Genomic DNA, 22,599 nt, shown 5'->3' with positions numbered 1-22,599 from the left:
GCGGACAACAACCCGGCGAGCCGGGGGTGAGGGCCGGGGGAATCGGCCCTCACCCGTGCGGCTCGCTCAGATCGTGAGTCGTTCAGTCGTTCAGTCGTTCAGTTGTTCAGTGGCTCAGTCGGTCAGGGAAGGGTCCATTTCTGGTTGGGGCCGGTGTGGCAGGTCCACAGGTGGACGGCGGTGCCGTCGTTCCAGGTGCCGCCGGACGCGTCGAGGCACTTGCCGGACTGCGGGTTGCGGACGGTGCCGTCGGCCTGGGGTGCCCACTTCTGGGCGCCGGTGTTGTTGCAGGTCCACAGCTGGATCCTGGTGCCGTCGGCGCTGCCGCCGCCGGAGACGTCGAGGCACTTGCCCAGCGCCTTGACGCTGCCGTCGCCGGCCAGCGTCCAGTTCTGCGCGTTCGTGCCGTTGCAGGTCCACAGCTGGACCTTTGTGCCGTCGGCGGTGTTGGAGCCGTCGACGTCCAGGCACTTGCCGTTGACGCCCTTCACCGCACCCGTGCGGGGACCGGGCGTGGTGCCGCCCGCCTCGTCGATCCGGATGTTCCGGAACGCGACGTCATCGCCGTCGCCGTGGTTCTGGATGCCGATGTGGCCCTGCTGGAGACTGCGGGCGGGGTCGGTGTTGGTGAAGTCGTTGATCTTGCGGCCGTTGAGGAAGATCTCCAGCCGTTCGCCGGTGACGCGCAGTTCGTAGGTGTTCCACTCGCCGGGCGGGTTCAGGGCGGCGTCGCGTGCCGCGATGTCGGCGGACTTGTACCCGTAGACGGCGCCGGTGGTGCGGTCGGCCGCGTCGGTGGCGTCGATCTGGATCTCGTAACCGTTGTTCACCGCCGACCAGGGGTCGTCGGAGGCGGGGAAGCCGAGGAAGATGCCGGAGTTGTCGTCGCCGGCCATCTTCCAGTCGAGCTTGAGGGAGTAGTCGCCGGTGAACTCCTTGGCGGCGTACCAGAGCATGCCGAGGCCGCCGTAGGAGGTGAGGCTGCCGTCGGCGAGGGTGAAGCCGCCGGGGCCGGCCTGCCGCCAGCCGGTCGTGGAGGAGCCGTTGAACAGGGAGGTGTAGCCGGTCTCGGGGCGGCAGTCCGCCTCGGTCATGCCGGCGGCCCAGCGGATGCCGCCCAGGAGGTGCCGCCGGAACGCGGGTTCGCCGTACGACTCGTCGGTGTGGCCGCCTCCGGTGTAGAAGGCCCGCCCGCCCTGGTAGTCCTTGCACCACGCGATGGGGTGGTCGCCGGACATGTTCCCGCCCGAGTAGCTGGACTCGTCGAGGGAGGCGAGCACACGGGCCGAAGTGCGGGGATTGGAGCGGTAGTTGTACCACTCGTCGGTGCGCTGCCAGGTGCTGCCGAGGTGGGCGGTGGCGTCATGGGCCCGGTCCTCGACCTTGACGGTGGCGGACTGGATGGCCGGGTGGGAGTGGAACAGGGCACCGGCCAGGCCCTCGTAGAAGGGCCAGCCGTACTCGGTGTCGGCCGCCGCGTGGATGCCGACGTAGCCGCCGCCCCCCTTGATGTACTGCTCGAAGGCGGTCTGCTGGCCGTCGCCGAGCACGTCACCGGTCGTGGAGAGGAAGACGACGGCCTTGTACTGGCCGAGGTTGCCGGTGGTGAAGGCCTGGGGGTCCTCGGTCGCGTCGACGGTGAAGTTGTTGGCCGTGCCGAGGGACCGCAGCGCCGCGATGCCGTCGTCGATCGACGAGTGCCGGAAGCCGGCGGTCCGGGAGAACACGAGGATCTTGTACGCCGGGTCGGCCGCCGCATCGGCCGCGGGCCGGGCAGCCGTCACCTGGCGGGTCTTGCCGGCCGGCTGGTCCGCCGGCTCGGGCACGGCTGTGGCCTGCGGTGTCAGACAGAGCGTGAGGCCGGCGAACAGGCCGAGAACGGTCTTGAGTCGGGTACGCATGTCGGTCGCCTCCTTTCTACGGAAGGGTCCATTTCTGGTTGGGGCCGGTGTGGCAGGTCCACAGGTGGACGGCGGTGCCGTCGTTCCAGGTGCCGCCGGACGCGTCGAGGCACTTGCCGGACTGCGGGTTGCGGACGGTGCCGTCGGCCTGGGGTGCCCACTTCTGGGCGCCGGTGTTGTTGCAGGTCCACAGCTGGATCCTGGTGCCGTCGGCGGTGCCGCCGCCGGAGATGTCCAGGCACTTGCCCAGCGCCTTGATGGATCCGTCGCCGGCCGGGGTCCAGGTCTGGGCGGTGGAGTTGTTGCAGGTCCACAGCTGGATCTTCGTACCGTCGGCGGTGTTGCCGCCGTCGACGTCCAGGCACTTGCCGTTGACGCCCTTGATGGCGCCCGAGCCGGTTCCGCCGCCGCCGGAGGTGGTGAAGGAGAACTCGTCGACGTCGAACAGCGAACCGGCGCCGCCCTTGAAGACCAGGTACAGCTGGGTGGAGCCGGCGGGCTGGTTGCTGAGGTCGGCGGTGACGTCCTGGAAGGTCTCCCAGCCGCCGGTCACCGGCACGGTCGCGGTGCCGAGCAGGGCACCGGTCGGCGAGCCCGCGCGCACCTCGATGGTGCCGCCCGCTCCTCCGGAGGAGACCCGGGCGGTGAAGCGGGTGGTGTTGTCCAGGGCGTAGGGCGCGAAGGAGATCCAGTCGCCGTTGTCGATGTACCCGACGGTCTTGCCGCCGTGGGCGGGAGCGTGCGAGACGACCTGGACACCGGCGGAGTCACCGTAGTGCTCGGCCTGCCGGTGGGAGGGCTGGACGATGTGCTGGTCGTGCGTGGTCAGCGCGGGCTGGCCGTTCGCGCCCTTGTCGGTGTACTCGGCGTCGATGACACCGAAGATGTTGGCGTTGGGGTCGTGCTCGCCGTCGGCCAGGGTCTGCAGGGTGCCGGTGCATCCGGTGGCCGAGGTCTGCGGGTGGCCGTGGCTGTCGTGGCCGACGATGAAGGAGACCTTCACCTTGGAGCAGTCGATGGTGCCGTCCTCGGGGTCGGTCACCGTCACCTTGAACGGGATCGCGGCGCCGAAGTCGTGGATACGGCCGTCCGTGGGCAGGTCGATCCGCACGGTCGGGGCGGTGTTGCCGACGGTGATCTGCACGGACGCGGTGGCTGTCTTGCCGGTCGGGTCCGTGACCTTCAGGGTGGCCGTGTACTGGCCGTTGGCCGTGTAGGTGTGCGACGGATTGGCGGCCGTGGAGGTCGCGCCGTCGCCGAAGGTCCAGGCGTAGCTGAGAGCGCCGCCGTCCGGGTCCGAGCTGCCGCTGGAGGAGAAGGTGACCGCCAGCGGTGCCTTGCCGGAGGTGACGTTCGCCTTCGCCTGCGCGAGCGGGGCGAGGCCGTCGGTGACGTGCTCGATGCGGTACAGCGCGGAGTTCGCGTCGCCGTTGAAGTAGCCGGTGCCGTAGTCCAGGACGTACAGGGCGCCGTCCGGGCCGAAGGCCATGTCCATCACCTGGGTGCCGGTCCAGGGGAAGGCGTTGATGGACTGCACGGTGCCGTCACCGGCGGCCTCGACGCGCTTGATCCAGCGGCGGCCGAACTCGCCGGCGAAGTAGTCGCCGTCGTACTCCTGGGGGAACTTGACCTGGGAGGTGGAGGCGGCGTCGTAGCGGTAGACGGGGCCGCCCATCGGGGACTCGGAGCCGCCGCCGAACTCCGGTACGGATCCGCCGTTGTAGGGGATCCAGGCCGGCTGCGCCGGGGGCAGGTCGGTCAGCCCGGTGTTGCGCGGGGAGGTGTTCTTGGGCGCGGCGCAGTCGAACTTGGCGCCCGAGGTGCCAGTGGCGAAGTTGTAGTCGGTGTAGGCGTCGTTCTTGCCGGTGCAGTACGGCCAGCCGTAGTTGCCGGCCTTCGTGATCCGGTTGAACTCGACCTGTCCCTCGGGCCCCCGGCCGGCGTTCGCCGTGCCGGCGTCGGGGCCGTAGTCGCCGAGGTAGACGATGCCCGTGGCCTTGTCCACGCTCATCCGGAAGGGGTTGCGGAAGCCCATCGCGTAGATCTCGGGGCGGGTCTTGGCGGTGCCGGGGGCGAAGAGGTTGCCGCTGGGTATGGCGTACGTGCCGTCGGCGTTCACCTTGATCCGCAGCACCTTGCCGCGCAGGTCGTTGGTGTTGCCCGAGGAACGCTGGGCGTCGTAGGCCGGGTTGCGGGAGGCCCGCTCGTCGATCGGGGTGTAGCCGTCCGAGGCGAACGGGTTGGTGTCGTCGCCGGTCGACAGGTAGAGGTTGCCCGCCGCGTCGAAGTCGATGTCGCCGCCGACGTGGCAGCAGATGCCGCGCGACGCCGGCACGTCCAGGATCTTCTTCTCACTGGCCGTGTCCAGGGTGTTGTCGGTCTTCAGGACGAACCGGGACAGCCGGTTGACGCCGTCGAACGGCGCGAAGTCCGCGGCCGCCCCGTCCGAGGGGGCGTCACCGCCCGGCGTGCTCAACTTGGGCGCGTAGTACAGGTAGATGAAGCGGTTGGAGGCGAACGCCGGGTCCACGGCGATGCCTTGCAGACCCTCCTCGTCGTGACTGTATACATCGACCTTGCCGGCCACGCTGGTGTTCCCGGCCGCGTCGGTGATCCGTACGGTGCCGTCGCGTGACGTGTGCAGCACCGAACGGTTCGGCAGGACGGCGAGGGTCATGGGCTCGCCCATCTCGGCCACGCCCTTGGCGAGCGTGATCTGCTGGAACTCCACGGCGGCCGCGCCGACGCCGTCGGCCGGATCGGGCGGTGCGGCGGATGCGGTTCCCGGTACGAAGCAGCCGACGGCGCACACCACCGCCAGCGCCAACGAACGGATGAGCCTGGGTCTGAGCAGTGCTGTGCGCACAGACGTCTCCCGAGGTGTGGGGATGACTGCAGGACAGGGGCGTCCTGGGGAAGGGGAGAACGGCGCGCGCCGTCGCGCCGTTGAACCGGACCGCATATGCATGACCGGTTCATTTCAAGGAAGTTAGCGGCCTTCGTTCTGGCGCGTAACCCCTTTCGCGCCAGAACTCTCTGCTTTTTCCATGATCAGGACAAAGTCGGGGTGCGGCTCCGGCATCCGCAGGGGATACGAGATAGAGGGCGCCGGTTACGCATTGAATGCGCCGCGCGCGGGGACTTGGTGCACAGGCCGGGTCAGCGGCGTATCCCTAGGGAGCTGATCTGGCTAGGCTCCTCTGGTTCTGCCCATGAGCCGGGGGAGCCGAACGCGGGGTCAGGACAGGCCGCCCCGCTCGCAGATCTGGCGCGCGACCTCCCGGAGCTTGACGTTCTTGGTCTGCGAGTAGCGGCGCAGGACGTCGAACGCCTGTTTCTCGGTGAGATCATGGCTGCCCATGAGGATACCCATGGCCTCGCCGATGGCATGGCGGGTGTCCATGGCGTGTTCCATCTGGGCCTGCGTGCGGGCGCTGGAGAAGGCGACCGCGGCATGGGAGGCGAGCAGCCAGCCGGCCAGCTCACTGGTCTCGGTGAAGGCGCCGGGGCTGGGGGAGTAGAGGTTGAGGGCGCCGAGCTCCTCGTCCTCGGTGTAGAGCAGAAAGCCCATCATGCTGCCCACGCCGAGCTGACGGGCCTGCGGGGCGTAGGCGGGCCAGCGCGGCTCGTGGGCGAAATCGCGGACCCGGAAGACGCGCTCGTCGTTCTTGGTGTGGGCGGCGTCGAAGCACGGGCCCTCGCCCGCCTGCTCCTGCAGCCGGTCGCTGGCCACGACGAGCTGTTCGGTCGGCGCGAGAGTCTCGATCGTCTTGCCGTGCAGGATCAGGATGCCGGCCGCTTCACAGCCCTCCACCAGCTCGACCGCTGAACCGCTGATCCGCTCCAGCGTGCCGGAGAGGGACTCCTGCGACAGCAGGTCACGCGCCATCGACGCCATCTGCTGTGCGAAATGCGCCCAGTCCATAGCCTCTGCTACCTCTCGCTCCGCCCCGCTCGTCCGTTCCGCGGGGCACGGGCGCAAGCTTCGCAGGACAAGCCGACGCAGCTCGGGCCTCCGGTGCGGAAACACCGGCCCGAGCTGCGTCGTGACGCCGCAGATCTGCTCCCGGCGTCACCAATAATGGCGACGTCCGGCGACCGCGTGTCCCATCGAGCCCATGATCCACAGGATCGCGCCGATCACGGTCAGAATGAGCCCGATCGTCCACAAGATCGATACACCGGTGATGAACCCGATGACGAGCAGGATGATGCCTATCAAGAGCATGGCTGCCTCCACGTGGAGTGATACTCCTTACGCGTGAACCAAAACGCCCGTCTCAAACATGTGGGCGGCCATCTGTTGCCTTCAGGACAGGGCGGGAACCGGCTCAGGACAGGGCGAGAACACAGAACTCGTGGCCCTCCGGGTCGGTGAGACACGTCCACGGGACGGCACCCTGGCCGACATCGAGGTCGGCGGCGCCGAGCGCCCGCAGCCGGGCCACCTCCGCCGCCCTGTCGTCGCCGGGGTACGGCAGCAGGTCCAGGTGGACGCGGTCCGGCACCGTCTTCCCCCCGGGCGTACGGAGGAATTCGAGGTACGGGCCGCCCGTCCTGGCGGAGCGCATCACCGCATGATCATCTGACACCTCGCGCAGGTCCCAGTCCAGCGCCGCACCCCAGAACCGTGCCATGGCCCGCGGATCCGCGCAGTCCACGACCACCGCGGCGATCGGCCCGGTGTCCCGGTAGACCTCCCGGGGCTCCAGCACGCAGAACTCGTTGCCCTCCGGGTCCGCGAGGACCGTCCACGGCACCTTGCCCTGGCCCACGTCGGCCGGGGCCGCACCGAGATCCTGCAGGCGTGCCACCAGCTCCGCCTGATGGGCCGCGGAGGTGGTGGCGAGATCGAGGTGCACCCGGTTCTTCGTTCCCGTCCTGGCCTCCGGGACGGGAACGACATCGATGCCGACGGCGACCGGGTCCGGCCAGACGAGACCCCCGGGGGGTCCCACGTACGTCGTCACCCCCGGGCTGTAGGCACTCCAGCCGAGCGCCTCCGCCCAGAACCGGCCGACCGCCGCGTGATCAACGGCCTTGATGTTCACCATGACAGGTCGCAACGCCATGCGGCGATCCTATGCATCCGCCGGGGAGTCAGAGGCCGGCAGCGGGTCGAGCACCGGGTTGGTGAGGTGCTGGAAGATGATCGAGGTGCGGAAGCTGACGATCTCGCGCCGGTTGGTGAACTGGTCGAGGAGGAAGGCGTGCAGATGGTCGATGTCCGGAGCCGTGACGTGGACCAGGAAGTCGTCGCTGCCGGCCATCGTGTACACGGAGACCACTTCCGGCAGCCGGGTCACCGACCGCTCGAACGCGGCGACCACATCCCGGCGCAGCGGCCGGACCTGGGTGGCGACCATCGCCTGCACGGACCGGTTCAGCGCCCGAAGGGACACCTGGGCGCGGTAGCCCTCGATGATCCCGCGCTTGTGCAGGAGCCGGGTGCGTTCCAGACAGGTGGAAGGGGCTATGCCGAGCCGCTCGGCGAGGGCGCGGTTGGACTGCCGGCCATCTGCCTGCAGATGGTGCACGATCGCCGCATCAAGTTCATCCATGACTGGCTTATGCGCCAAGGCCCCGAATTTCATTCGGCACTTGACCGCCCGCTCTGAGCATCGGCCTAGCTTCACAGCCATGAGCCAAGCATTCACCCATGAAGACGTGGTCATCCGGCGCGGCCGCCGTTCCCGGCTTCCGCTGATCGTGGCGGTCCACTCCCGGGCCCTGGGACCCGCGGTCGGCGGCTGCCGGCTGCGTCGCTACGACAGTTGGCAGGAGGGACTGGCCGACGCCCTGCGCCTGTCGGAGGCGATGACCTACAAGGCCGCGGTGGCCGGTATGGACTTCGGCGGCGGCAAGAGCGTGATCGCTCTCGGCCGGGACACCGACCTCACTCCGGGACTGCGCGAGTCCGCCCTGGAGGACCTGGGCGAGCTGATCGCTTCCTTCCAGGGCTCGTATCGCACCGGTCCCGACGTCGGCACCGGCCCCGAGGACATGGTGGTCCTCAAGCGCTTCTCGCCCTACGCGTACTGCGCCCCGCAGGAGCACGGCGGCACCGGCGATTCCAGCGGCCCGACCGCGATCGGTGTGCTGGCGGCCCTGCGCTCCGGCGCGCGGCATGTGTTCGGCGACGCCTCCTGCGCCGGGCGGACGGTGGTGATCAGCGGCTTCGGTGCGGTCGGCAGCGGCATCGCCGTGGGACTGGCCGCCGAGGGCGCGCAGGTGGTCGTATCGGACGTGGAGCCGTCCCGCAAGGCGCAGGCCCTGGCGAGCGGATACGGGTGGGTGGAGCCCGGTCAGGCCCTGGCCGCGCCGGCCGACATCCTGGTCCCCGCTGCCGTCGGCGGGGTGCTCAGCGACGTGACCGTCCCGCACATCACGGCGCGTCTGATCGTCGGCCCCGCGAACAACCAGCTGACCGAGGAGGGCGTGGCCGACGCCCTCGCCCGCCGGGGCATCGTCTGGGTGCCCGACTTCGTGGCCAGTGCCGGCGGTATCGCCTACACCCTCAGCAGGGAGTCGCAGAACCACACCCATGAGGCCGGGCGGAAGCGGGTGGAGCGCATCGCCGACACCGTCAGCGACATCCTCGAAGCGGCGCGGTCGGCCGGGGTCACCCCCCTGCGGGCGGCCCAGCGGATCGCCGAACGCCGGCTCGCCTCCGCCGCTGGGCGCTCGGGGCTCACCGCGGGGGCCCGTCCAAGCGGATGAGGGTCTGCTGCCCGTGCGCCACGAGCTTGCGCGCCTCGTCCTGGACGCCGTACACCTCCAGTTGGCACACGGTCAGGGTGCGGCCGGACTTCAGGACAGTGCCGACGGCCTCCAGGTGGTCACCGAGTGCGGGCGCCAGCAGGTTGATCTTGTACTCGACGGTGAGGACGTCACTGTCCTCGGGGAACAACGTCAGACCGGCGTAGCCGCCGGCGCTGTCCGCGATGGCGCTGGTGGCTCCGGCGTGGAAGTAGCCGTGCTGCTGGGTGACTTCGGGGCGGTGGGGGAGCACGATGTGGACGCGGCCGGGCGCGATCTTCGTGATCCGCGCACCGAGGTGGGCCATCAGCCCCTGACGTCCGAAGTTCTCCTGGATACGTGCCTGGATCTCGGGTTCGGCCTGGTCGTGCTCCTGCTGGGTGCGGTCGTCCACGTGTCTCCTTGGGTCACCTGGGGTCTTCTCGGGCGGCGGGCCCGCCGATACCGATCATCATGGCACCGGGGCCCTTGGGCCGGTCGATCACGATTGCGAAAGCCTCCGGCTCCTCTCAACTCCTGTGGGCAGACGCGGCGCGTGGAAGGATGCCGCGTGTGACCGGATTGTCTTCGTCCCCCGTCGCCGCGCCCAACCCCCGTGACAACGGACTGGGTTCTCGTGCCGCCGCCGTGCTCGTGTTCTCCTCCTCGGCCGCGGTCCTCGTGGTCGAGATCGTCGCGCTGCGGCTGCTGGCTCCCTACCTCGGCCTGACCCTGGAGACCAGCACCATGGTCATCGGTGTCGCCCTCACCGCTATCGCCGCCGGATCCTGGATGGGAGGGCGCCTCGCCGACCAGGTCAGTCCACGCCGGCTGATCGGCCCCTCGCTCGGGCTCTCGGGTGTCGTCGTGGCGCTGACCCCGCTCGTCCTGCGCACCACGGCGGAGTGGGCGCCGCCGCTGCTCTTCTTCATCGCGTCGCTGACCATCCTCGTGCCGGGCGCGCTGCTCGCCGCGGTGACGCCGATCGTGACCAAGCTGCGCCTGACCACCCTCGCCGAGACCGGAACGGTGGTCGGCCGGCTGTCCGGCGTCGGCACCGCCGGCGCCATCGTCGGCACCGTCCTCACCGGCTTCGTCCTCGTGTCGCGCTTCCCGGTCAGCGGCATCCTGATCGGCCTCGGGATCCTCCTGGTGGCCGGCTCGGCCCTGATCGAGTGGCGTACGCGCGGCTGGACCGGGGTTCCCGCCCTGACCCTCGTCGTCGTCGCCGGCGGCCTCGCCACCACGGTCGCGCCCGGTGGCTGCGACGCGGAGACCAGGTACCACTGCGCGAACGTCGTCGATGACCCCGACAGGACGGGCGGCCGTACCCTCGTCCTGGACGGCCTGCGGCACTCCTACGTCGACATCGACGACCCGACGTTCCTGAAGTTCACGTACGTGCGCGCCTTCGCGTCCGTGGTCGACACGGCCTTTCCCGACGACGAGCCGCTTTCCGCCTACCACTTGGGCGGCGGCGGACTCACCTTCCCCCGCTACCTCGCGGCGACGCGACCCGGGACGCGCAGTCTCGTGTCCGAGATCGACAGCGGGGTCGTGCGCATCAACCGCGAGCACCTCGGTCTGCGTGCGCTCAGCGGCATCGAGGTACGGGCCGAGGACGGCAGGCTCGGCCTGCGGCGGCTGGACGCAGGCAGCCGTGACCTCGTCGTCGGCGACGCCTTCGGCGGCGTGAGCGTGCCGTGGCACCTCACCACGGTGGAGGCGATGACGGACGTACGGCGGGCGCTCGACGAGGACGGGCTGTACGTCGTCAACCTCATCGATCACGGCGGGATGGACTTCGCGCGGGCCGAAGTGGCCACCCTCGGCGAGACCTTCGAGCACGTCGCCGTCGCCGGCGAACCGGCCGACATCGGCCTCGACCCGGCCGCCGCCCCCGAAGGCGGCAATCTGGTGGTGCTCGCCTCGAACCGCCCCGTCGACGTGCCCGCGACCCAGGAGGCCCTGGACGCCCGGAAAACCGGCTGGAAGATCACCACCGGCGACGACCTCACCTCCTGGATCGGCGACGCCCGGCTCCTCACCGACGACTACGCCCCCGTCGACCAGCTCCTCCAGCCCTCCAGCCCGCAGACCAGCCGGTGACCGGGCACCGAGGACACCCTGCCGGGTGCCCCGCCACCGTCAGCGCCGACGCGGCCACCGGGCCCGGACGGCCTCCCGCAGCAGGACCCGCGCAGTGGCCACGGCAGGGGGCCGCACACCGCCCTTGAGGACGGCGCCGCCCTTGCGCCCGATGGCCTCAAGTCGCAGCCGCTGCACGGAGATCAGCGCCCTCACGAACGGCCGGAACTCGCCCTCGACCAGGTCCGGGAGCCCTGCGCACTCCTGGAGCGCCGCGCCCGCGAGTTCCGCCTGGGCCCGGACCAGCAGCTCGACCGCCGGCGCATCGGACGGCTGCCTCAGCAGGTCCTCGGGGGTCAGGCCGTACTCGGCAAGTGCGCGGCGCGGAACGCCGACTGTGCCGGCCTGGGCGTCCTCACGCAGGTCCGCGAGATGGTCGATCCGCTGCCAGCCCTCGATCAGCTTCCGGCAGTGCTGCTGGAAGGGAACGTCCCGGCCGGACTCGCGCGGCGGCGCGATGAGGGAAGCCGTGAGCATCAGGCCGGGCAACGAGTAGCCGTCGATGTAGGTCTGGAAGTCGTCCTCGGTGTCGTCACCGGTCCAAGCGGCCTCCAGCGGTGCCCCGTTGAGGAAGTCCCGCACCCGGCCGGCCAGGTGCGGATGGCGCCGTACGGTGTCGGCCAGTGCCCTGAGCGTGGCATTGCCGGTGTCGCCGTTCAGGGCCGCGGTGACCTGCTGATCCCATGAACGCAGGGCTTCCCGGCGGGTGTTCACCTCCCCGGAGTCGATCAGTTCGTCCGTCTCGTGCATGAACGCCACGGCTGCCACGACGGCGGGGTGAAGACGTGCGGGGAGCAGCAGTCGTGTCGCGAGGTACGCGTGCGGATCGAACCGCCGCACGAGCCGGCGCTGCGCGTCGTAGTCCTGCCGTAGCCGCGGCTGGGTGATGCCGGCGTCGGTCAGGGCTGCGGACCATCTGGTCACTGTTCTCCTGGAGGACCGGTGTGCGCGGGCCGCTGAACGTGGAGACTTTACTCGGTACTGAGGCGAGATCCGCATGCAGCTTCGGGAACGCAAGCTGACGCCATTGGGCCTCACCGCCGCGATACCGGCGCACCGTCAGTGACGCGCGGGTGTGGTGCGCGTCGGCGGTGCCAGGGTGCGTGCGCGGGCGAAGTCCGCGGAGAGGGCGAAGCACCGCTCCACCTCCTCCTCCGGCAGCCCCGCCCACGCGTGGTCGGCGCCGACCACGGGACGGAAGTCGACGTCGGCGCCCGCCTCACGCAGCGCCGCGGCCAGCTGCTCGCCCTGGGCGAGGGGGATGAGCGCGTCGTCGGTGCCGTGCAGGATGAGGAACGGCGGGGCGCCGGCGGTGACGTGGGCGACCGGGCTGGCCGCACGGGCGCGGTCGGGCGCCGCGGCGACGGCCGCTCCGATCAGCAGGGCCTCGCGGGTCGTGGGATCGGCGGGATCGTAGGCGCCGGGCCGGGACTGGGCCGGCAACGTGGTCAGGTCGGTGGGCCCGTACCAGGCGATGCAGCCGCTCACCGGGGTGGTGAGGGCCAGCAGGGCGGCCAGGTGGGCTCCGGCGGATTCGCCCCAGGCCACGGTCCGGCCCGTGTCCAGGCCGAGTTCGCCGGCACGGGCGTTCAGCCACGCCACGGCCGCGGTGACGTCCTCCAGTTGAGCGGGGTAGAGGGCCTCGCCGGAGAGTCGGTAGTCGAGGCTGGCGACGGCGAACCCGGCTTGGGCGAGACGGGCGAAGGGGCTTGGGCGCCAGTGGCGGAAGCGCGGTCCCATGTCCGCGCGGGTGCCCGTCCGCCAGCCGCCGCCGTGGAGGTAGACGATGACGGGCACAGGCCCCTGCGGCTCATCGGGCAGCCACAGGTCGAGTTCCAGGGGGCGGATGCCCGCCGGGGCCGCATAGACGGCGCCGCGCAGCAGCCGTACGCCCGGCGCGGGATGCGCGGCGGGCGGCAGCGGCAGTCGGTCGGGCGCGGGCGGGGCGAGCAGGGCGGCGAGCTCGGGCGACAGGGGCATGGGGCCTCTCTCCGGACGAGAACGGGCGGCGGACGTGGGCGGAACCGCAGACGTGGGCGGAACCCAGGAAGCGGCGGTCGGCGCGGTCGGCGCAGTCGGCGCAGACCGGCAGGTCAGTGCCGCGAGGACGGGAGGCAGGCGCAGGGGGGAGGCGGCGCCTGATCGGTTGTGGTGGGGGTGGGGTGCTGCGGGTGGGGGGTGTGCGGGGTGGGGGGAGGTCCCTCGGGAACGGCTGGGTGCGGGGCGGGGGGAGGCTGCTCCGGGAGGGCTGGGTGCGGGGTGGCGGGGGGCTGCTCCGGGAGGGCTGTGCGGGGGGTGGCGGGTGGTCCCACGGGGACGGCTGTGCCCGGGGTGGCGGGTGGTCCCACGGGGACGGCTGTGCCCGGGGTGGCGGGTGGTCCCACGGGGAGGGCTGTGCCCGGGGTGGCGGGAAGTTGCTCCTGGTCGGGTGGTCGCAGGCCTGGCGGGGGCTGTTCCTGGTCGGGCGGTCGCAGACCCGGTGGAGGCTGCGCCTGGTCGGGCGGTCGCAGGTCCGGCGAGGACTCCTCCAGGCCGAGCCGTCGCAGCGTCGGCGAGGGCCGCTCTACGTCGGCCGTGTCCGCGCCCGGACGAGCCGCGCGACGGCGGGCCACCCGCGCCCCGAGCGCTGTGGCCGCGCGCTCCCCGAGGCCGATGCCCAGCAGACCCGTGAGCCCGAGCAGCGCCGGAGCGGGGGCGGTGATGCCGAAGGCCCGGCAGAGGGCGCCGATCGCCAGCCCCGTGGCGAAGGAGACCACGATACGGCGGCCGAAGGCGGCAGCCCGGGCCCGCCGTCCGACCGTCACAGCTTCTCCAGGAGGCTCTGCCCGAGCAGGAGGCCGAGCAGGCCGGCCAGGGCGACGGGTGGGGGAGCGGGGGCTTTCACACGCAGAGCCGCGTACAGGACGCCGACCACCGCCCCGGCCAGCAGCGCTTGTCCGTACGCCACCGTCGGTCAGTTCCCCGTGCGCCACTGGTGGTCGGGCAGGAACCGCACGTCGTACTGGCGCGGGACGGTACCGAACTTGTGCGGCTCGGGCACGAACGGCCGTTCCGGCAGGCCGAGTTCCTCGGTGGGGGTGCCGAGGTTCTCGAAGAACCGCTCGAAGGTCCCGCCCGGCCCCGCCGCGACGCCGACGATCCGGCTGTGGTGGCGCTCGATGCGGTAGGCGTGCGGGCAGTTCTTGGGGACGAAGCCGAAGTCGCCGGCCGTGAGGAGCTTCTCGGACTGCTCGCCTTCAAGGTCCTCGACGAAGAGCCGGACGGCACCGTCGGTGACGTAGAAGACCTCGTGGGTGTCGGCGTGGGAGTGGGCCGGGATGAGGTCGCCCTTGGGGCCTTCGACGGTGAAGAAGTTGAAGGTGTTCTCGGTCTGCTCGCCGCCGGCGTAGACGGTGACGAGGTCGGTGAACAGGTGGGCGCGGTCGCCCATGCCCTTCTCGATGAAGTAGGGCTTGCCCGGATCGGCGGGGATGCGTGAGCGGGAGCGATAGCGGGTGGCGAACTCCATGGTCATGGAAGACCTCCGGCACGAGGAAGCAATTAATGTCAGGCTACCTGACATGTATGTTTCGCGGGACCCCGAGTGACGCGGTCCCTCGTCCTCGGTCCCCCGTCCTCGGTCCCCCGTCCTCGGTCCCCCGTCCTGGGCCAGGACGATCGACGTGCTGTCGCTATGCTCGGATTCCCGTCCCGCCCCCGAGGAGCCATGACCACGCCCGCGCCGAACCTGCCCCAGCTGCTCACCGAGGCCAAGCGGTGGTTCGACGACGCGTTGCTGGCCAGCATGGAGGCCGCGGGGGAGCAGCCGGTGACCGTGGCCCAGGCCGCCGTCTTCGCCACCCTGGACGAGCGGGGCACCACGATCTCCGAACTCGCCCGCCGGATCGGCGTCACCCGGCAGACCGTGCACCAGGCCGTGCACGGTCTGATCGGCATGGGGCTGCTGGAGCAGGTCCCCGACCCCGCCTCCGCCCGCAGCCGCCTGATCCGCCCCACGGCCGAAGGTGCCCGGGTCCATCACAGAGCGCAGGGCGCGCTCGCCGTGATCGAGGGCGTCCTCGCCGAACGCATCGGCGCGCCGGCCGTGAGCGCGCTGCGCCAGGCGCTGACCGCTTCCTGGGGAGAGCCACCCCTGGTGAAGGCTCCCTGAACGTCGGGGTGCCGAACGACGGCGGGCCGCCTGACGCTGGTTTCACTTCGTGCCATCTCAACTCGTACTAGGTATGGACCAGTTGCCGATGTCGGCGTAACCTCCCGGCTAGCGTTGAGAGCGCTCTCACCGTCCGCGCGCCTGCTGTCCTCAGCCGGCGTCCCCCACAGCGAACGGAAGGAAGCACCCCCATGCGTCATACGCGATCACGCGCTGCCGCCGCTCTGCTGCTCGCCCTCGGAGCCGCGGCCGCCTCCCTCTCGCCCATCGCGCAGGCCGCACCCGGTCCTCGCTCGGGCGCTCCCGAGATGTCGCCGGGCCTCGTGCAGGCGATGCAGCGCGACCTGAACCTCACGAAGTCCGAGGCCGAGGACCGCCTTTCGGCGGAGCGGCACGCCGCAGCCGTGGACCGGCGCGTCAGGAGCGTCGCCGGAAGCGCCTACGCGGGCAGTTGGTTCGACGCGCGCACCGGCAGACTGACGGTCGCCGCCACCGATCCGTCCCTGGCCGGCGAACTGCGGGCCGCGGGCGCCGAGTTCCGCCGGGCCGACTACTCCGAGGCCCGGCTGGACGCCACGAAGAAGCAGCTCGACAAGGCCGAAGCGCCCCAGGGCGTCGCCGCTTGGCGAGTGGACCCCAAGGTCAACCGCGTGGTGGTGGACGTCGTCACATCACAGCGCTTTGATAACGATGTCACCGCCTTCGTGGCCAAGGCCCGCAAGGCCGGCCCCGTCCAGATCCGCGAAGTGAACGCGGCTCCCCGCACCTTCGCCGCCGGAACCGTCGGCGGCGATCCCTACTACACGGGCAACGTCCGCTGTTCCATAGGCTTCTCGGTCCATGGCGGCTTCGTCACCGCCGGTCACTGCGGGCGGGCCGGCGCCGCGGTCAGGGGCTGGGACCACACCCACATCGGTGCCTTCCAGGGCTCGTCGTTCCCGGGCGACGACTACGCCTGGGTGAACGTGGGCAGCGGCTGGTGGACCGTACCCGTGGTGCTGGGCTGGGGCACGGTGCCCGACCAGCTGGTGCGCGGCTCGAACGAGGCTCCCGTCGGCGCGTCGATCTGCCGCTCCGGCTCCACCACGCGCTGGCACTGCGGGACGGTCCTGGCGAAGAACGAGACGGTGAACTACAGCCAGGGCGCCGTCCACCAGCTCACCAAGACCAGCGTGTGCGCCGAACCCGGGGACTCCGGAGGCTCGTTCATCTCCGGCGACCAGGCTCAGGGCGTCACCTCCGGCGGGTGGGGCAACTGCTCCGGCGGCGGCCAGACCTGGTTCCAGCCGGTGAACGAGATCCTGAACCGCTACGGCCTGCGCCTGCACACGGCGTAAGCCGGCGGGGTTAGCGTACGGCGGCCCGGCGGTGACACACCGCCGGGCCGGCCGCCGCCGGTTCTTTGACCTGATGATGGACAAAGTATGGACGACCCCGGCGGAAGTCCCTACTGTGTCGGACGCGGCGGCGGACTGCACGTGAGTCACCGCCCGTATCCCCTCCGTATCCAGGGCGACGGCGCGCCCTGGCAGCGGTGGATCTTCCCTTCACTTCGCACGGGCCGCTCTGATCGAGGGGTCCGTCAGGAGGTCTCGTGAATCCACGGCTGTTCCTCCGGCGCCGCAGATCCTGGGTCGGCGCCCTCATCACCTCGTTACTGCTCGGCGGTCTGGCCACGTTGCCGGCCGAGTCGGCCGAGCGCGCGCCCGCCGATCTGCCCCCACAGGATCCCGGCGTCACCCTGCGCGTCTTCGACGTACAGGTGGCCCTGAACGAAATCTGCACCCTGAAGGCGGGGCAGACCCCCAACATCGACAAGCGCATGTCCGTCATCGACTGGTCCACGGCCGCGGACTTCGGGCTGGAGTCCAGGTTCGTCACGCACGTGATCGGCAATCTGCACGCCCCCGCCAACGGCACCTACACGTTCCGGCTCACCAGCGACGACGGCTCGCGTCTGTGGATCGACGACCAGTTGGTCATCAACCACGACGGGCTGCACGGAGCCGAACCCAAGGACGCCACCGTGCAGTTGACGCAGGGCGCGCACGCCCTGCGCATCGAGCACTTCGAGCGCGACGGCGGCCAGCAGCTCACCCTGGCCTGGCAGCCGCCGGGCGCCTCCGGCTTCAGCGTCGTCCCGAACTCCGCCCTCAGCACCGACGCCGGCGTCGTACGCGTCACGGCGCCAGGACCCAAGCAGTGCGAGGGCAGCGCGGACACACCCGGCGACGGACTGCCGCTGGCCGGCGTGCACCCGAACTACACGCTCACCAACCTGCGGCCCAGCGGCTTCGAACCGCAGGTCTCGGCGATGGACTGGCTGCCGGACGGCCGGCTGGCCGTGGCGACCTGGGGCGGCAGCAACAACACCACCGGCGAGGTCTATCTCCTCAGCAACGTCACCGGCGACACCGGTCCGCAGAAGGTGACGGCGAAGAAGGTGGCCCAGGGCCTCAAGGAACCGATGGGCATCACCTACGTCGACGGCAAGCTCTACGTCTCGCAGAAACACGAACTGACGGAGCTGAACGACACCAACGGCGACGACGTCACCGACCAGTACCGCAAGGTCGCGACCTGGCCCTTCGGCGGCAACTTCCACGAGTTCGCCTTCGGGCTGCTGCACCGCGACGGCTTCTTCTACCTGAACCTGTCGGTCTCCATCAACTACGGCGGCGCCACGACCGATCCGCAGCCGGCGCCGAACCGCGGCACCGCCATCAAGGTGAACAAGGCCACCGGCGAGGTGTCCTACATCGCCGGCGGACTGCGCACCCCCAACGGCATCGGGTTCGGCCCCGAGGGCGAACTGTTCGCCACCGACAACCAGGGCGGCTGGCTGCCCTCGTCCAAGCTGGTGCACATCAAGCAGGGCCGGTTCTTCAACCACCACACCAACCCCGACGGCCCGTTCGACTCCCAGCCGGTGACCAAGCCGGTGCTGTGGCTCCCGCAAGGCGAGATAGCCAACTCGCCCAGCACACCCCTGCTGTTGAAGGACGGTCCCTTCGCCGGGCAGATGCTGTTCGGGGACGTGACCTACGGCGGTATCCAGCGCGGCTACCTGGAGAAGGTGGGCGGCGAGTACCAGGGCGCGGTGTTCCGCCTCACCCAAGGACTCGAGGCCGGCGTCACCAGGATCAGTGTCGGTCCGGACGGCGCGCTCTACGCCGGCGGCCTGGGCGCGGGCGGCAACTGGGGCCAGGAAGGCAAACTCGCCTACGGCCTGCAGAAGTTGACGCCCAACGGCACCAACGCCTTCGACATCCGCGCGATGCGGGCCGTCCCCGGCGGTTTCGCCCTGGAGTACACCCAGCCGGTGTCGCAGGAGACCGCGGCCGGCCTGGCGGGACGCTACAAGATCAAGCAGTGGCGTTACGTCCCGACGGCCGACTACGGCGGCCCCAAGGTCGACGAGGAGACGCTCACCGCCCAGTCGGCGACGCTCTCCGCCGACCGCAAGACGGTCACCCTCACCATCCCCGGGCTCAAGGCGGACCGGGTCGTCCACGTGCGTTCCCCCCGCCCCTTCAGCTCCACGAGCGGTGAGGCACTGTGGAGCACCGAGGCGTGGTACACCCTCAACCAGCTCCCCGGCACGGCGACCGGAACCGGCGAGGTGAAGGGCGTCAACGGCAAGTGCCTGGACGTGTCCCAGTCGAACACGGCCGACGGCACCCAGATCCAGCTGTGGACCTGCAACGGCACCGCCGCCCAGCGCTGGACGCTGTCCGGCGACAGGACCGTCCGGGCGCTGAGCAAGTGCCTCGACGTCTCCGGCGGCAACACCGCCGACGGTACGAAGATCCAGCTGTGGACGTGCAACGGTTCCGGAGCCCAGGTCTGGGAGCCCCAGGCGGACGGCACCGTCCGCAATCCCCAGTCGGGCAAGTGCCTCGACGCGTCCGGCGGCACCTGGAACGACGGCACCCCGGTCCACTTGTGGACCTGTCACACCGGCCCCAACCAGAAATGGACACTGCCCTGATCCGGTAAGGGTTCCCGAGGCACCGGCCTCGGCGGTGGGCGCCACCCCGGCCCAGCACCCGGCGCCCACCGCTCCGGCACCGTTCTCCGGGACGAAGATCCGTACAACTCGGCGACGCCTTCAGGCCACAACCGGACCATGATCCAGCCCTCGTTGCTGGGAGAACCATGCGCAAGCCCTACGCGGCGGTCGTCACCGTCGGTCCTCTGGTCGCCCTGGCCGCCGTGGCGCCCGCCGCCCACGCCGACACGACCGTGGGGGACACCCGCATCACGTCCGTCACCGTCGCCAAGACGACCACCGGCGTCGGCGCCACGCTGGGAACGGGGGTCGGCGTCACGCTGACGGCCACGGACGGCTCCGGCATCGACAGTGTCATCGGTCCCAAGGTGGTCGGCCCCGACGGGCTGGTCATCCGTCCCACCCGCAACGAATGCACCGCGCAGAGCGCGACCACCGTGCAGTGCGTCTACACCTCCCGTGGCGCTGCAGTTCCGCACGTCCGGCACCGACACCTTCAGGACCGTGAAGACGGTCACCGCCGACAGCTCCGGAGTGCTGCGCACCACGGTCACCGCGGACACCACCGGCACCTGGCGCTGGCGGTTCACCGCCAACCCGGTCGCGACGGGTGCGACGTCGCAGGGCGACCGCGTGGAGGTGCGTTAGGTTGGACGGCGTGATGACGGGCCGGGTCGCCGCAGTGAGCCGTAACGAGGTGTACCGGTTCAGCAAGCCCACTCGTGATTCCATCACGCTGCTCACGGGGCTCGGCGTGGCGGGGGACGTGCACGCGGGCGAGACGATCCGGCACCAGTTCCGCATGACCTACGAGCCGGACCTGCCCAATCTGCGCCAGGTGCACCTGATGCACGAGGAACTCTTCGCGGAGCTCGCGCTCAAGGGCTTCGAGGTCGCCGCGGGCCAGCTCGGCGAGAACATCACCACGCGCGGCGTGGACCTGCTGGGCCTGCCGACGGGGGCTCTGCTCCGTCTCGGGGAGCAGGCGGTGATCGAGGTGACGGGACTGCGCAACCCGTGCTCGAAGATCAACGCCTTCCGCAAGGGTTTGCTCGCCGAGGTCTTCACCATCGACCCCGGCTCCGGCGAGTTCACCTTCAAGTCCGGCGTCATGGCGGTGGTCCGCCGCGGGGGGATCGTCCGCCCGGACGACTCCATCGAGATCGACCTCCCACCCCTTCCCCACCGCCCGCTGGAACGGGTCTAGCACCGGCCTGGTGAGCCGTGTCTCACCGCCGGACCGTTGCTATGCAACGAAGTGCATAGCAAGATCGTGCGCATGGCGCTCGAGCACGCGATCCTCGTTTCCCTGCTGGAGAAGCCGGGCTCCGGCTATGAGCTGGCCCGGCGCTTCGAGCGGTCCATCGGGTACTTCTGGACCGCCACCCACCAGCAGATCTACCGCGTGCTCAAGCGCATGGAGAGCGACGGCTGGATCGACGTCAGGGACGTCCCGCAGTACGGGCGTCCCGACAAGAAGGAGTACTCCGTCGCCGGGCCCGGACGGGCCGCGCTCTCCGCGTGGCTCGGCGAACCGACCGAGCCCGAGAGCGTGCGGCACGACCTGGCGGTCAAAGTCCGGGGCGCCGCCTTCGACGATCCGGCCGCCCTGATCAGCGAGGTCGAGCGGCACCGGCAGGCGCACACGGACCGCCTCGCCCACTACCTCGCGGGCGAGAACCGCGACTTCGGACCACCCCCCGCGGACGGCCCGCTCGACGCCGAACGGGAGCTCCAGCACGTCGTGCTGCGCGGCGGCATCGCCTACGAACGCATGATGATCGCCTGGCTCGACGACGTCCTCGCCACCCTCGCCCGCTTCGACGCCGGCCGCTGACCGGCCGAGCGGACCCATCCCGGGACCCGTGCCCGGAACCACCCCTCACCCTCCCAGCCGAAAGGCGGCAACCCATGGCCGACGCGCTGCTCTTCAACCCGCGGACCTACGACCCCGCGCACTTCGACCCGGAGACCCGCAGGCTGCTGCGCGCCACCGTCGACTGGTTCGAGGAGCGGGGCAAGCGCCGGCTGATCGAGGACTACCGCACCCGCGCCTGGCTCGGCGACTTCCTCGCCTTCGCCGCCAAGGAAGGGCTCTTCGCCACCTTCCTCACCCCCGCCTCGGCCGCCGCTGAGGGCGAGGACGGCAAGCGCTGGGACACCGCCCGCATCGCCGCCCTCAACGAGATACTCGGCTTCTACGGCCTCGACTACTGGTACGCCTGGCAGGTCACCATCCTCGGCCTCGGCCCCGTCTGGCAGAGCGAGAACCCCGCCGCCCGTGCCCGCGCCGCCGAACTGCTCTCCCAGGGCGAGGTGTTCGCCTTCGGCCTGTCCGAGAAGACCCACGGCGCCGACATCTACTCCACCGACATGCTCCTGGAGCCCGGCGGCGAGGGCGGCTTCCGGGCCACCGGCTCCAAGTACTACATCGGCAACGGCAACGCCGCCGGGCTCGTCTCCGTCTTCGGCCGCCGCACCGACGTCGAGGGCCCCGACGGCTACGTCTTCTTCGCCGCCGACAGCCGCCACCCGGCGTACCACCTGGTCAAGAACGTCGTCGACTCCTCGAAGTACGTCAGCGAGTTCCGCCTGGAGAACTACCCCGTAGCCCCCGAAGACGTCCTGCACACCGGCCGTGCCGCCTTCGACGCCGCCCTCAACACGGTCAACGTCGGCAAGTTCAACCTGTGCACCGCCTCGATCGGCATCTGCGAGCACGCGATGTACGAGGCCGTCACCCACGCGCACAACCGCATCCTCTACGGCCGCCCCGTCACCGCCTTCCCGCACGTACGGCGCGAGTTGACGGACGCGTACGTGCGGCTCGTCGGCATGAAGCTGTTCAGCGACCGCGCCGTCGACTACTTCCGCACCGCCGGCCCCGACGACCGCCGCTACCTCCTGTTCAACCCGATGACGAAGATGAAGGTGACCACCGAGGGCGAGAAGGTCATCGACCTGATGTGGGACGTCATCGCCGCCAAGGGCTTCGAGAAGGACAACTACTTCGCCCAGGCCGCCGTCGAGATCCGCGGCCTGCCGAAGCTGGAGGGCACCGTCCACGTCAACCTGGCGCTGATCCTCAAGTTCATGCGCAACCACCTCCTCGACCCGGTCGCCTACGAGCCCGTCCCGACCCGTCTCGACGCTGCCGACGACGCCTTCCTCTTCCGGCAGGGCCCGGCCCGCGGTCTCGGCTCGGTGCGCTTCCACGACTGGCGGCCGGCCTTCGACGCCTACGCCCACCTGCCCAACATCGCCCGGTTCCGCGAACAGGCCGACGCGCTCTGCGAGTTCGTGCGCACGGCCGCCCCCGACGAGGCGCAGAGCCGGGACCTCGACCTGCTCCTCGCCGTCGGTCAGCTCTTCGCCCTCGTCGTCCACGGCCAACTGGTCCTGGAACAGGCAGCCTTGACCCACCTCGACGAGGACGTCCTCGACGAACTGTTCGCCGTCCTCGTACGGGACTTCTCCGCCCACGCCGTCGAACTCCACGGCAAGGACTCCGCGACCGGGGACCAGCAGCGCTGGGCACTGGGCGCGGTCCGCCGCCCGGTCGTCGACGGGACGCGTTCGGAGCGCGTGTGGCAGCGCGTGGAGGCGCTGTCGGGGGCGTACGAGATGAAGTCCTGAGGCAGGGGAGGGGG

Annotated in this window: 22 protein-coding genes; 9 read left to right on the top strand and 13 right to left on the bottom strand. The window is 70.6% G+C overall.

The features are described 5' to 3' along the window. Positions 1 to 122: 122 nt before the first annotated feature. The 6 genes from ACWD1Z_RS26345 to ACWD1Z_RS26320 all read right to left on the bottom strand — a co-directional run bounded on the left by ACWD1Z_RS26345 (position 123) and on the right by ACWD1Z_RS26320 (position 7,462). Positions 123 to 1,901, bottom strand: coding sequence for a ThuA domain-containing protein (locus ACWD1Z_RS26345; RefSeq protein WP_451122051.1), 1,779 nt, complete (start codon positions 1,899 to 1,901; stop codon positions 123 to 125). A 16-nt stretch (positions 1,902 to 1,917) separates the two neighbouring features. Further along, on the bottom strand, positions 1,918 to 4,767 hold the full coding sequence (locus tag ACWD1Z_RS26340; protein WP_451122050.1) for a PQQ-dependent sugar dehydrogenase: 2,850 nt from the start codon (positions 4,765 to 4,767) through the stop codon (positions 1,918 to 1,920). 372 nt (positions 4,768 to 5,139) lie between these two features. Continuing rightward, positions 5,140 to 5,826, bottom strand: a complete 687-nt coding sequence (locus ACWD1Z_RS26335; protein ID WP_451122049.1) for a GAF and ANTAR domain-containing protein — start codon at positions 5,824 to 5,826, stop codon at positions 5,140 to 5,142. Positions 5,827 to 5,973: 147 nt separating this feature from the next. Continuing rightward, complete coding sequence (locus ACWD1Z_RS26330; protein WP_389419827.1) at positions 5,974 to 6,129, bottom strand: DUF6131 family protein; 156 nt, start codon at positions 6,127 to 6,129, stop codon at positions 5,974 to 5,976. A 103-nt stretch (positions 6,130 to 6,232) separates the two neighbouring features. Next, the gene (locus ACWD1Z_RS26325) at positions 6,233 to 6,973 is read right to left on the bottom strand and encodes a VOC family protein (protein WP_451122048.1); all 741 of its coding nucleotides are present in this window, start codon (positions 6,971 to 6,973) and stop codon (positions 6,233 to 6,235) included. 9 nt (positions 6,974 to 6,982) lie between these two features. Continuing rightward, on the bottom strand, positions 6,983 to 7,462 hold the full coding sequence (locus tag ACWD1Z_RS26320) for an Lrp/AsnC family transcriptional regulator (RefSeq protein WP_451122047.1): 480 nt from the start codon (positions 7,460 to 7,462) through the stop codon (positions 6,983 to 6,985). Between the two features lie 79 nt (positions 7,463 to 7,541). On the opposite strand from ACWD1Z_RS26320, the gene ACWD1Z_RS26315 reads away from it, so the two are divergent. Continuing rightward, positions 7,542 to 8,621: a Glu/Leu/Phe/Val dehydrogenase dimerization domain-containing protein gene (locus ACWD1Z_RS26315; RefSeq protein ID WP_451122046.1), complete on the top strand. Its 1,080-nt coding sequence runs from the start codon at positions 7,542 to 7,544 to the stop codon at positions 8,619 to 8,621. Here the strand turns inward: ACWD1Z_RS26315 and ACWD1Z_RS26310 are convergent. After that, entirely contained in the window at positions 8,593 to 9,054 is a 462-nt protein-coding gene (locus ACWD1Z_RS26310) for a PaaI family thioesterase (protein WP_451122045.1), read from the bottom strand. The genes ACWD1Z_RS26315 and ACWD1Z_RS26310 overlap by 29 nt on opposite strands. Before the next feature lie 149 nt (positions 9,055 to 9,203). On the opposite strand from ACWD1Z_RS26310, the gene ACWD1Z_RS26305 reads away from it, so the two are divergent. Continuing rightward, positions 9,204 to 10,748, top strand: coding sequence for a fused MFS/spermidine synthase (locus ACWD1Z_RS26305; protein WP_451122044.1), 1,545 nt, complete (start codon positions 9,204 to 9,206; stop codon positions 10,746 to 10,748). A 39-nt stretch (positions 10,749 to 10,787) separates the two neighbouring features. Here the strand turns inward: ACWD1Z_RS26305 and ACWD1Z_RS26300 are convergent, their stop codons facing one another. The 5 genes from ACWD1Z_RS26300 to ACWD1Z_RS26280 form a co-directional block, all read right to left on the bottom strand. Beyond that, a complete protein-coding gene (locus ACWD1Z_RS26300; RefSeq protein WP_451122043.1) occupies positions 10,788 to 11,711 on the bottom strand; it encodes a phytoene/squalene synthase family protein in 924 nt (307 codons plus the stop codon). A 135-nt stretch (positions 11,712 to 11,846) separates the two neighbouring features. Then, on the bottom strand, positions 11,847 to 12,767 hold the full coding sequence (locus tag ACWD1Z_RS26295) for an alpha/beta hydrolase fold domain-containing protein (protein WP_451122042.1): 921 nt from the start codon (positions 12,765 to 12,767) through the stop codon (positions 11,847 to 11,849). A 113-nt stretch (positions 12,768 to 12,880) separates the two neighbouring features. Further along, positions 12,881 to 13,543 (bottom strand): XapX domain-containing protein, encoded by a 663-nt coding sequence (locus ACWD1Z_RS26290; protein ID WP_451122086.1) that lies wholly within the window; start codon positions 13,541 to 13,543, stop codon positions 12,881 to 12,883. A 44-nt stretch (positions 13,544 to 13,587) separates the two neighbouring features. Beyond that, the gene (locus ACWD1Z_RS26285; protein WP_451122041.1) at positions 13,588 to 13,734 is read right to left on the bottom strand and encodes a DUF1427 family protein; all 147 of its coding nucleotides are present in this window, start codon (positions 13,732 to 13,734) and stop codon (positions 13,588 to 13,590) included. A gap of 6 nt (positions 13,735 to 13,740) precedes the next feature. Beyond that, complete coding sequence (locus ACWD1Z_RS26280; RefSeq protein WP_451122040.1) at positions 13,741 to 14,301, bottom strand: quercetin 2,3-dioxygenase; 561 nt, start codon at positions 14,299 to 14,301, stop codon at positions 13,741 to 13,743. 192 nt (positions 14,302 to 14,493) lie between these two features. Between ACWD1Z_RS26280 and ACWD1Z_RS26275 the strand changes: the two genes are divergently transcribed. The 3 genes from ACWD1Z_RS26275 to ACWD1Z_RS26265 all read left to right on the top strand — a co-directional run bounded on the left by ACWD1Z_RS26275 (position 14,494) and on the right by ACWD1Z_RS26265 (position 18,928). Next, complete coding sequence (locus ACWD1Z_RS26275; protein WP_451122039.1) at positions 14,494 to 14,937, top strand: MarR family winged helix-turn-helix transcriptional regulator; 444 nt, start codon at positions 14,494 to 14,496, stop codon at positions 14,935 to 14,937. Between the two features lie 191 nt (positions 14,938 to 15,128). Next, positions 15,129 to 16,274: a S1 family peptidase gene (locus ACWD1Z_RS26270; protein ID WP_451122038.1), complete on the top strand. Its 1,146-nt coding sequence runs from the start codon at positions 15,129 to 15,131 to the stop codon at positions 16,272 to 16,274. A gap of 320 nt (positions 16,275 to 16,594) precedes the next feature. Next, complete coding sequence (locus tag ACWD1Z_RS26265) at positions 16,595 to 18,928, top strand: ricin-type beta-trefoil lectin domain protein (RefSeq protein WP_451122085.1); 2,334 nt, start codon at positions 16,595 to 16,597, stop codon at positions 18,926 to 18,928. A gap of 178 nt (positions 18,929 to 19,106) precedes the next feature. Here ACWD1Z_RS26265 and ACWD1Z_RS26260 read toward each other — a convergent pair whose 3' ends face one another. Further along, positions 19,107 to 19,307, bottom strand: coding sequence for a hypothetical protein (locus tag ACWD1Z_RS26260; protein ID WP_451122037.1), 201 nt, complete (start codon positions 19,305 to 19,307; stop codon positions 19,107 to 19,109). Positions 19,308 to 19,408: 101 nt separating this feature from the next. On the opposite strand from ACWD1Z_RS26260, the gene ACWD1Z_RS26255 reads away from it, so the two are divergent. The 4 genes from ACWD1Z_RS26255 (at position 19,409) to ACWD1Z_RS26240 (ending at position 22,585) form a co-directional block, all read left to right on the top strand. Continuing rightward, complete coding sequence (locus tag ACWD1Z_RS26255) at positions 19,409 to 19,597, top strand: hypothetical protein (protein WP_451122036.1); 189 nt, start codon at positions 19,409 to 19,411, stop codon at positions 19,595 to 19,597. A 13-nt stretch (positions 19,598 to 19,610) separates the two neighbouring features. Continuing rightward, on the top strand, positions 19,611 to 20,156 hold the full coding sequence (locus ACWD1Z_RS26250; protein ID WP_451122084.1) for an MOSC domain-containing protein: 546 nt from the start codon (positions 19,611 to 19,613) through the stop codon (positions 20,154 to 20,156). A gap of 72 nt (positions 20,157 to 20,228) precedes the next feature. Further along, positions 20,229 to 20,786, top strand: a complete 558-nt coding sequence (locus ACWD1Z_RS26245; RefSeq protein WP_451122035.1) for a PadR family transcriptional regulator — start codon at positions 20,229 to 20,231, stop codon at positions 20,784 to 20,786. 74 nt (positions 20,787 to 20,860) lie between these two features. Further along, positions 20,861 to 22,585 (top strand): acyl-CoA dehydrogenase family protein, encoded by a 1,725-nt coding sequence (locus ACWD1Z_RS26240; RefSeq protein ID WP_451122034.1) that lies wholly within the window; start codon positions 20,861 to 20,863, stop codon positions 22,583 to 22,585. Positions 22,586 to 22,599 lie beyond the last annotated feature (14 nt).

The organism is Streptomyces sp. NPDC002784 (genome assembly GCF_053592135.1).
This window is presented reverse-complemented; position numbering and strand designations above follow the sequence as displayed.